General features: G+C 56.9%; 12 protein-coding genes. 2 read left to right on the top strand and 10 right to left on the bottom strand.

All coding sequences use genetic code 11. The features are described from left to right. Window positions 1-35: 35 nt before the first annotated feature. From rpsS to rpsL, 9 genes are read right to left on the bottom strand one after another with little or no spacing between them, the layout of a single operon-like run. Window positions 36-314 (bottom strand): 30S ribosomal protein S19, encoded by a 279-nt coding sequence (gene rpsS, locus ACIREA_RS20745; RefSeq protein ID WP_294398970.1) that lies wholly within the window; start codon window positions 312-314, stop codon window positions 36-38. A gap of 24 nt (window positions 315-338) precedes the next feature. Next, complete coding sequence (gene rplB, locus ACIREA_RS20750; RefSeq protein ID WP_397384258.1) at window positions 339-1,178, bottom strand: 50S ribosomal protein L2; 840 nt, start codon at window positions 1,176-1,178, stop codon at window positions 339-341. 36 nt (window positions 1,179-1,214) lie between these two features. Continuing rightward, window positions 1,215-1,499 (bottom strand): 50S ribosomal protein L23, encoded by a 285-nt coding sequence (rplW, locus tag ACIREA_RS20755; protein ID WP_294398963.1) that lies wholly within the window; start codon window positions 1,497-1,499, stop codon window positions 1,215-1,217. A 2-nt stretch (window positions 1,500-1,501) separates the two neighbouring features. After that, window positions 1,502-2,113 (bottom strand): 50S ribosomal protein L4, encoded by a 612-nt coding sequence (rplD, locus tag ACIREA_RS20760; RefSeq protein ID WP_397384259.1) that lies wholly within the window; start codon window positions 2,111-2,113, stop codon window positions 1,502-1,504. A 17-nt stretch (window positions 2,114-2,130) separates the two neighbouring features. Beyond that, window positions 2,131-2,784, bottom strand: coding sequence for a 50S ribosomal protein L3 (rplC, locus tag ACIREA_RS20765; RefSeq protein ID WP_397384260.1), 654 nt, complete (start codon window positions 2,782-2,784; stop codon window positions 2,131-2,133). Window positions 2,785-2,821: 37 nt separating this feature from the next. Continuing rightward, window positions 2,822-3,130, bottom strand: coding sequence for a 30S ribosomal protein S10 (rpsJ, locus tag ACIREA_RS20770; protein WP_294398955.1), 309 nt, complete (start codon window positions 3,128-3,130; stop codon window positions 2,822-2,824). A gap of 42 nt (window positions 3,131-3,172) precedes the next feature. Continuing rightward, entirely contained in the window at window positions 3,173-5,320 is a 2,148-nt protein-coding gene (gene fusA / locus ACIREA_RS20775; RefSeq protein ID WP_397384261.1) for an elongation factor G, read from the bottom strand. A 45-nt stretch (window positions 5,321-5,365) separates the two neighbouring features. Continuing rightward, a complete protein-coding gene (gene rpsG, locus ACIREA_RS20780; protein ID WP_397384262.1) occupies window positions 5,366-5,839 on the bottom strand; it encodes a 30S ribosomal protein S7 in 474 nt (157 codons plus the stop codon). Between the two features lie 34 nt (window positions 5,840-5,873). Beyond that, window positions 5,874-6,278, bottom strand: a complete 405-nt coding sequence (rpsL, locus tag ACIREA_RS20785) for a 30S ribosomal protein S12 (protein WP_397384263.1) — start codon at window positions 6,276-6,278, stop codon at window positions 5,874-5,876. A 351-nt stretch (window positions 6,279-6,629) separates the two neighbouring features. On the opposite strand from rpsL, the gene ACIREA_RS20790 reads away from it, so the two are divergent. Then, on the top strand, window positions 6,630-7,256 hold the full coding sequence (locus tag ACIREA_RS20790; RefSeq protein WP_397384264.1) for a hypothetical protein: 627 nt from the start codon (window positions 6,630-6,632) through the stop codon (window positions 7,254-7,256). Window positions 7,257-7,354: 98 nt separating this feature from the next. Here ACIREA_RS20790 and tadA read toward each other — a convergent pair whose 3' ends face one another. Beyond that, window positions 7,355-7,909, bottom strand: a complete 555-nt coding sequence (tadA, locus tag ACIREA_RS20795; protein WP_397384266.1) for a tRNA adenosine(34) deaminase TadA — start codon at window positions 7,907-7,909, stop codon at window positions 7,355-7,357. Window positions 7,910-7,978: 69 nt separating this feature from the next. Between tadA and ACIREA_RS20800 the strand changes: the two genes are divergently transcribed. Further along, window positions 7,979-8,305 (top strand): ribulose-phosphate 3-epimerase (locus tag ACIREA_RS20800; protein WP_397384268.1); only part of this gene is annotated, 327 nt, incomplete at its 3' end.

Consider the following 8,305-nt stretch of genomic DNA (forward strand, 5'->3'; position numbering starts at 1 on the left):
TGCGGAGTGACATGAAAATGCTCGATGCTCAGGAATTACTTGGCGGCCTTGACGGTGACGGCACCGTGAGACTTGAACAGACGGGTCAGGGAGAACTCGCCGAGGCGGTGACCGACCATGTTTTCAGTCACATAGACAGAGACGAAGTCCTTGCCGTTGTGAACCAAGAAGGTGTGGCCGACGAGGTCAGGAGTGACCATGGAGGAACGGGCCCAAGTCTTGATGGGGCGTTTCTGCTTGGCGTCGTTAAGCTTGTCCACCTTGTCGAGGAGGGCTTGCTGAACGAAAGGACCTTTTTTGAGGGAGCGTGCCATGTGAGTGCGTGATTAAGGAATGGATTACTTCTTGGCGTGACGGCTCTGGATGATGAGCTTGTTGGTCGCCTTCTTCTTGTTGCGGGTCTTCTCACCCTTCGCGTGGCCCCATGGGCTGAGGAGATGCTGACGACCACCACCGGACTTGGAACGACCTTCACCACCACCGTTAGGATGGTCGATCGGGTTCATACACATACCGCGGACGGTTGGACGTGTACCCTGCCAGCGGGTGCGGCCCGCCTTGGCACTGACCACGTTCATGTGTTCGACGTTGCCGACCTGGCCAATCGTGGCGTAGCAGACAGAGAGGATCTTGCGGATTTCTCCAGAAGGCATGCGCACCAGAGCGAAGTCACCTTCACGGTTGGAAAGCACTGCGGCCTGACCTGCAGCACGGGCGACGACGCCGCCTTTGCCTGGGGAGAGTTCGATGTTGTGGATCGAAGTACCAAGAGGGATCTTGCTCAGGGGAAGAGCGTTGCCCACTTCTGGAGCGGCTTTTTCGCCGGCCATCACCGAAGCACCGACGCTAAGAGCGTTTGGAGCGAGGATGTAGGCACGCTGGCCGTCCTTGTATTCGACGAGGGCGATGCGAGCGGAGCGATTCGGATCGTATTCGATGCCGACCACTTTGGCTGCTTCATCACGGCGGGACCGCTTGAAGTCGATGAGACGGTAACGCTTGTCGTGACCACCACCGATGTGACGGCAGGTGATACGGCCAGTGTTGTTACGGCCACCGGATTTACGGAGAGCCACGGTAAGGCTTTTCTCCGGAGAATGCTTGGTGATCTCCTCGAAGGAGTTCCACTCTTTATAGCGATTGGTGGGCGTGGTTGGCTTGAATGTTTTCAGCGCCATGACGGTAGGATAAGTTAAAGGGTTGCGGGCCTGGGGTTACGCGAGGTCGAACTTTTCGCCAGCCTTGAGGCGGACGATCGCTTTCTTCCAGTGATTGGTGCGGCCGTAATCGGCGCGGCGCTCACGACGGGCCTTGCCGTCATAGTTCGCAGTGCGGACACCGGTGACTTTTTTGCCAAACAGTTTTTCGATGGCCTGTTTGATGTCGATCTTGGTGGCTTCGACGTCCACGGAGAACACGTACTCGTTGTTCTGTTCGCCCAGCAGCGTGGCTTTTTCGCTGAGACGGATGTTTTTGATGACTTTATGAAGGTCTTTCATGATCAGGCGGTCCTCTTGGCAAGGGTTTCAAGGGCGTCACCGGTCACCACAACGCTGCGATAGCGAAGGAGGTGTTCGGCATTCACTTCGTCAGCGGAAATAAGCTGAACGTTCTGGACATTGCGGCCGGCGCGGAAGGTGAGTTCATCAAAGCCTTTGCCGATGAGCAGCACATTTTTCGCGGTGGTCAGGCCATTGACGGCAGAGATGAAGCTCTTCGTCTTGCCATCAGCCACGGAAAAGCTGCCGGTGGTGAGCACTTCACCATCAAGGATCCGGGCGGTCAAAGCGGCGCGCAGAGCGAGCTTCTTGGTTCCCTTGGTGGTTTTCTTGGCCCAAATCGTTGTGTTACGTGGGCCGAAAACGACACCACCACCACTCCAGATCGGGGAACGCTTGCTGCCCATACGAGCATTGCCTGTTCCCTTCTGGTTCCAGAGTTTCTTGCCGGAGCCGGAAACTTCAGAACGGTTTTTGGTGTGGGCGTTGCCCTGACGGCGGTTGGCGCGATAAGCCACCAGCGTGTCGTTGAGAGCCTGAGAGCCTTTATAGCCCTCGGTCAGTTGAATGTTAGCCGCCTTGGCGGCGTCGGCTGAGAGAATGGTAGCGGACATGGTTCAGTTCCTCGTTATTACTTCTTGGCGACGGCTTTTTTGCCGGGGCGCACCACAACGATGCTGCCTTTGTTGCCGGGGAGTGCGCCTTTGATGAGCAGGATGCCTTCTTCAGGACGGCTTTGCACGACGACCAGATTCTGGGTGGTGCAGCGGGTGGTGCCGTCATGGCCAGGCATCTTCTGGTTTTTCCAGACGAGGCCGGGAGTAAGGCGGCAACCGATGGAACCAGGACGACGATGCATCATGTGACCATGAGTGGCTGGCTGACCGGCGAAGTTCCAGCGCTTCACAACGCCTTGGAAGCCTTTGCCCTTGGTGTTGCCGATGACGTCAACCACCTGGCCGTTGCTGAAGATGCTAGCGTCGAGCTTGGCATCAGCTGCTGGCAGTTGGTCGTCGCCAGTGAGGCGGAATTCTTTGACGATGCGCTTGGCAGTCGTGCAACCGTGCTTCTTGAAGTGGCCCAGCAGTGGTTTGGTCACGCGGGAATCCTTCAACTGGTCGCCATAGCCGACCTGCACTGCGCTGTACTTGTCTTTGCCATCGCTGCGCTTCACCTGAAGAATGGTGTTGCCGCTGACGTCAACCACTGTGACCGAGATTGCGTCGCCCTTGGCGTCGTAAACTTTGGTCATACCGAGTTTTTTACCGATCAATCCGAGACTCATGAGTGTGTCCTCCTGTTATTAAAGTGATGAGATCGAGTTAGATCTTGATGGTGATGTCCACGCCGGATGGGAGATTGAGCTTCTTGAGCTCGTCCACGGTGCGGGAGGTTGGGTCAACGATGTCCAGCAGACGCTTGTGTGTGCGGATTTCGAACTGGTCCATCGACTTCTTATCGACGTGCGGTGAGCGGTTCACGGTGAACTTCTCGATGCGGGTTGGCAGCGGGATGGGGCCTGCAACACGTGCGCCGGTGCGCTTCGCGGTTTCGACGATGTCGGCGGTGCTTTTGTCGAGCACGCGGTAGTCATAGGCGCGGAGGCGGATTCTGATGCGTTGATTAGTCATGACGATGGTCCTTGGGATACGGGGTTCAGTGCGCGCTGGCTGTTACTTGGAGCCTCCACGCTGCTCGACGATCTGCTCAACGATATTATGTGGGACCTGCTCGAAGTGAGAAGGCTGCATCGAGTAGCTGGCGCGTCCGGAAGAAAGAGTGCGGATGGCGGTGGAATAACCAAACATTTCAGCAAGGGGAACTTCAGCGCGCAGGATGGCGGTGGTACCGCGGCTGTCCATGCCCTGAATCTTGCCACGGCGGCGGTTCAAGTCACCCATGATGTCGCCCTGGTAATCTTCTGGCGTGGAAGCTTCCACAGCCATGATCGGCTCAAGGAGAATGCACTTGGCTTTCTTGAGAGCGTCTTTGACGGCGAAGATACCGGCCATCTTGAACGCGTTTTCGTTGGAGTCCACTTCGTGGCTGGAGCCATCAACGAGTTCGATGTGCATGTCGATCACTGGATAACCAGCGATGATGCCGTTGAGAGCAGCTTCCACGCAACCCGCCTTGGCTGGGTTGATGAATTCCTTTGGAATCGTTCCGCCAACCACTTTGTTTTCGACGACGATGCCCGAGCCCTTCTCACCAGGACGCACCTTGATGACAACGTGTCCGTATTGACCACGACCACCGGACTGCTTGACCAGTTTGCCTTCACCATCGGCTGGCATGGTGAGAGTTTCGCGGTAAGCGATCTGCGGCTTGCCAGTTGTGGTTTCCACTTTGTGCTCGCGCTTGAGGCGGTCGCAGAGAATTTCGAGGTGAAGCTCGCCCATGCCGGCGATGATGACCTGGCCGGTTTCTTCGTCGGTCTTGACGAAGAACGTTGGATCTTCTTCGGAAAGGCGCTGGAGGGCGTTGCCCATCTTTTCCTGGTCGCCCTTGGTCTTTGGCTCGACAGCCATCGAGATCACGGGTTCTGGGAATGTTGGTGGCTCGAGCAGGATGTCGAGATCTTCATCACAGAAGGTGTCGCCAGTGCGAACGTCCTTCACACCCACGAGGGCGGCGATGTCACCCGAGTAGCAGGTGTCGATGTCCTTATGAACGCTGGCCTGAATCTGAATCAGACGGCCCACGCGCTCAGACTTGCGGGTGCGGGGATTGTAGATCGTGTCGCCCTTGGAAACCTTGCCGGAATACACACGGAAGAACACGAGACGGCCGAACTTGTCGGACCAGAGTTTGAAGCCGAGGGCGCAGAACTTGCCGGCGTCATCAGGATTGGCTTCGACCTTGGTGTCAGGATCGTCAACGAGCTGGCCGGTCTGCGGCTCAATGTCGAGAGGACCTGGGAGATAGTCGATCACGGCGTCGATCAGATACTGCACGCCTTTGTTCTTGAAGGCGGAACCACCGGCCATTGGGATGATCTTGTTGGCGATCACCGTGCGGCGAAGTGCTTCCTTGACTTCCTTGATCGTGATTGGCAGTTCCTCGAGGAACTTCATGCCCAATTCTTCGTCCTGGTTGCAAATTTCTGCCACGAGACCGTCGTAAGCTTCCTTGGCCTTGGCGATTTCAGCGCCTTCAAGGTCACGCACCTTGTAGGAGGAACCGAACTTTTCGTCGTCGTTGTAGATGATAGCCTTCTGGTTCACCACGTCGATCTGGCCTATGAGGTCTTCTTCAGCACCGATTGGGATGAGGATCGGCCAGGCATTGGCTCCGAGCTTCTTGCGAACGTCGTTAACCACGTTGTCGAAGTTGGCACCGGTGCGGTCCATCTTGTTCACGAAAGCGATACGAGGAACGCGATACTTTTCGGCCTGGCGATAAACGGTTTCAGACTGAGGCTGCACACCGGCCACACCGCAAAGCACGAAGATGGCGCCATCGAGCACACGGAGGGAACGTTCCACTTCAGCGGTGAAGTCCACGTGTCCGGGGGTGTCGATGATGTTAACGCGAATGTCTTCCATCTCACGCAGCTTGAAGATGCCTTCTTCCTTGAGCTGCTTCCAGCGTGCCGTCACAGCAGCGGAGGTGATGGTGATACCACGCTCTTTTTCCTGCTCCATCCAGTCTGTGGTCGCAGCGCCGTCATGCACTTCGCCGATCTTGTGGATCATGCCAGTGTAGAACAGAATACGCTCAGTCAGGGTCGTCTTGCCCGCGTCAATGTGGGCGCAAATTCCGATGTTACGGGTGCGCTCAAGTGGGTATTCGCGGTTGGGGGAATTGGGGTTCGACATGGGTCGGAAAAACGAAAAGTGGACGGAAACAGTAAAGTGAAACGATTAGAAGCGGAAGTGGGCGAAGGCGCGGTTGGCCTGAGCCTGCTTGTGAACGTCGTCGCGCTTGCGGACGGCATTCCCCTGCCCTTGTGCGGCGTCCTTCAGCTCATTAGCAAGAGCGCGGTGCATTGCCTGACCTTTACGGCCACGGGCAAAACCAACGATCCAGCGCATGGCCAAGGATTCCTGACGACGAGGAGAAACTTCGAGGGGCACCTGGTAGGTGGCACCACCGACACGGCGGGCTTTGACTTCCACGCGTGGCTTGGTGTTCTCAATGGCGCGATTGAAGAGCTCAAGAGGATCGACGCTGTCGGTCTTGTCGTTAAGCGCCTCGATGGCGGAATAAACGATGCGCTCAGCGAGCGACTTCTTCCCATCAAGCATGATGTTGCTGATGAGAGTTGCGACGAGTTCGCTGTCGTAGCGGCTGTCCTTGCGAACCTCTTTGTTATAAACGCGTTTTCTGCGGGCCATGGCGTGTGGAAATTAGGAGTGAAATCAGCGGAAATTATTTTTTCTTCGCGGCAGCGGCGGCAGCACCTGGCTTTGGACGCTTTGCACCGTACTTGGAACGGCCACGACGACGGGCATCAACACCAAGGCAGTCAAGGGTGCCGCGGACGATGTGATAACGCACACCGGGCAAATCCTTCACACGACCACCGCGAACCAGCACAATGCTGTGTTCCTGAAGATTGTGACCTTCACCACCGATATAGGCGATGACTTCGTAGCCGTTGGTCAGACGCACCTTGGCCACCTTACGCAAAGCGGAGTTGGGCTTTTTAGGTGTGCGGGTCATCACCTGGAGGCAGACGCCACGACGCTGCGGGCACTTTGCAAGCGCAGGAGACTTCGACTTTACCGCTTTATCTTTGCGGCCGTGTCTGACGAGTTGATTGATGGTGGGCATGGTGTGAAAGAGCTGTGAACCTTTGGCTTTATTCGTAGCCAGTTCCGGGGGACAGCGCGCCATGCTCACAATGAGCATACGCAGACTTTTCCGGTTCTGGTTCCGATAATGAAGAGCCTCCGTGGAGGATCTTGATTTGCCGGTCTCGTTGAAGAGGCCGGGCCTTGGGGAGCGCGCATTCTGGCGAGTCCCCAGCATCCCGCAAGCTCTATTTCACACTTTTTGAAATAATTATTCACATTGCCTCTCAGTTGTTCACAAAACTGCGCGCTCATTATTGCTCCTCAAAAGGCTCAATTCACCGCAATCCGTGCATTTGCGTCACCGCCACTTTACGCCACACTGAGTGCCATGCGCACGCTTATCTGCCTCCTGCTACTTACGGCCAATTCCCTGCCCGCCCAGCAGCCCGAGGCCCCGGAGCGAAAGCTCGAATCTCTTCTTCTTATGCCCGAGCCAAAGGCCATGCGTGGCGCCTATTCCATCACCCTGCCGAATTCGCAGCAGACCGTGTTTACCTGCTACCGTGAAAGCACCAGCGCGGTCAGCGGGGTCGAGCCACACTCCGTGGATACCTTCACAAAAATCGGTCTCAGCGTCGAATCTTTTACGGCCCGCGCCAAGATCGCCGCAGACAAGCGGCTGCTTCAACTCAAGCCCGAACTCATCAAAGGCGAGGACGGCAGGATCGCCTACGCCGTCTATCGCGGTGATTCCCCGCTCTACGCCACACTGCTCATCGCACCTTCACTGCCTAAGATTTTTGCGGAACTGTTTGGCCAGGAGATCTGGGTGGTCACGCCGGACCGCCACTCTCTTTATATCTTCCCGGCCAAGGTGGAACTGCTCGATGAGTTTGCCGCCGACCTCGCCGAGCGCTACACCAGCGACCCCTTCGCCGCGAGCAGCGAAATCTTCGCAATCAAGGCCGGTGCAGACCCGAAAGTAATCGCTACTTTCACAGGAGAGGTGCCCTAGCCACTTCATCCAACGCGTCAGCGTATCCAGCCATTGATTCCGTATCCCCCTGAGTGCAGACAATGCTCATTCCCTTGAGGTGAGTGCAATCCAAGCCTTCACGGTCCGTCAAACACCACACCATCGTCAGCCGCCTCTTTGGCCGCTCCTTTTTTGTGCTCCAGCCCTTCCGCACGCCGGCGACGGGCTTCCGCGAAGAATTCCTTGAGGATGCGCACGCAATCGTCGTTGAGAACACCCGGCGTGATCTCGGTGCGGTGATTGAGGTTCGGGGCCTGCAGGAGATTCCAAAAGCCACCTGCTGCACCGCCTTTGACATCGGGACAGCCGAAGATCACGCGGCGCACACGGCAGTGCATGATGGCCCCGGCGCACATGGGACAGGGCTCTTTGGTGACGTACAGATCGCAATCCGTGAGCCGCCAGTCGCCCAGAGCACTCTCCGCCTGGGTGAGAGCAAGCATTTCGGCGTGGGCTGTGGCATCCTTGAGCGTCTCCACCTGATTCCAGGCACGGCCAATGACGCTGCCCTGATGCACGATGACAGCGCCAATGGGCACTTCGTCCTGCTTGGCAGCCTTGCGCGCCTGGCGCAGCGCATCGCGCATGTAGTACTCGTCGTCGAAGGGATTGATGATCAGGGGCTCGTCCACGGCGTTTTATAAACGCAGTCCGCATCAACTCAAACCTTGAACTTTAAACCCTGAACCTTATCTCAAGGCATGGATCACACGACGAACCTCATCCTCCCTTCCCTGCTGGCTTCCGACTGGTCAAAGATCGACGTCGAAGTCAAACGTGCCGCCAGTGCCGGGGCGCAATGGCTGCACCTGGATGTGATGGACGGAAACTTCGTTGACAACATTTCCTTCGGCCCGCAAATGGTGCAGGTGGTGCGCAAATGCACGGACATGTATCTGGACGTGCACCTCATGATCCACCGCCCGGATCATTATTTGGAGCGTTTCATCAAGGCCGGAGCGCAGAACATCACGATCCACGTCGAGGCCAACTATGACACCAGCGTGACCGAGACCCTGAAGCGCATC

Origin of the sequence: Prosthecobacter sp., assembly GCF_044373815.1 — a bacterium.
In the GTDB taxonomy this organism is placed as follows: Bacteria; Verrucomicrobiota; Verrucomicrobiia; order Verrucomicrobiales; family Verrucomicrobiaceae; genus Prosthecobacter.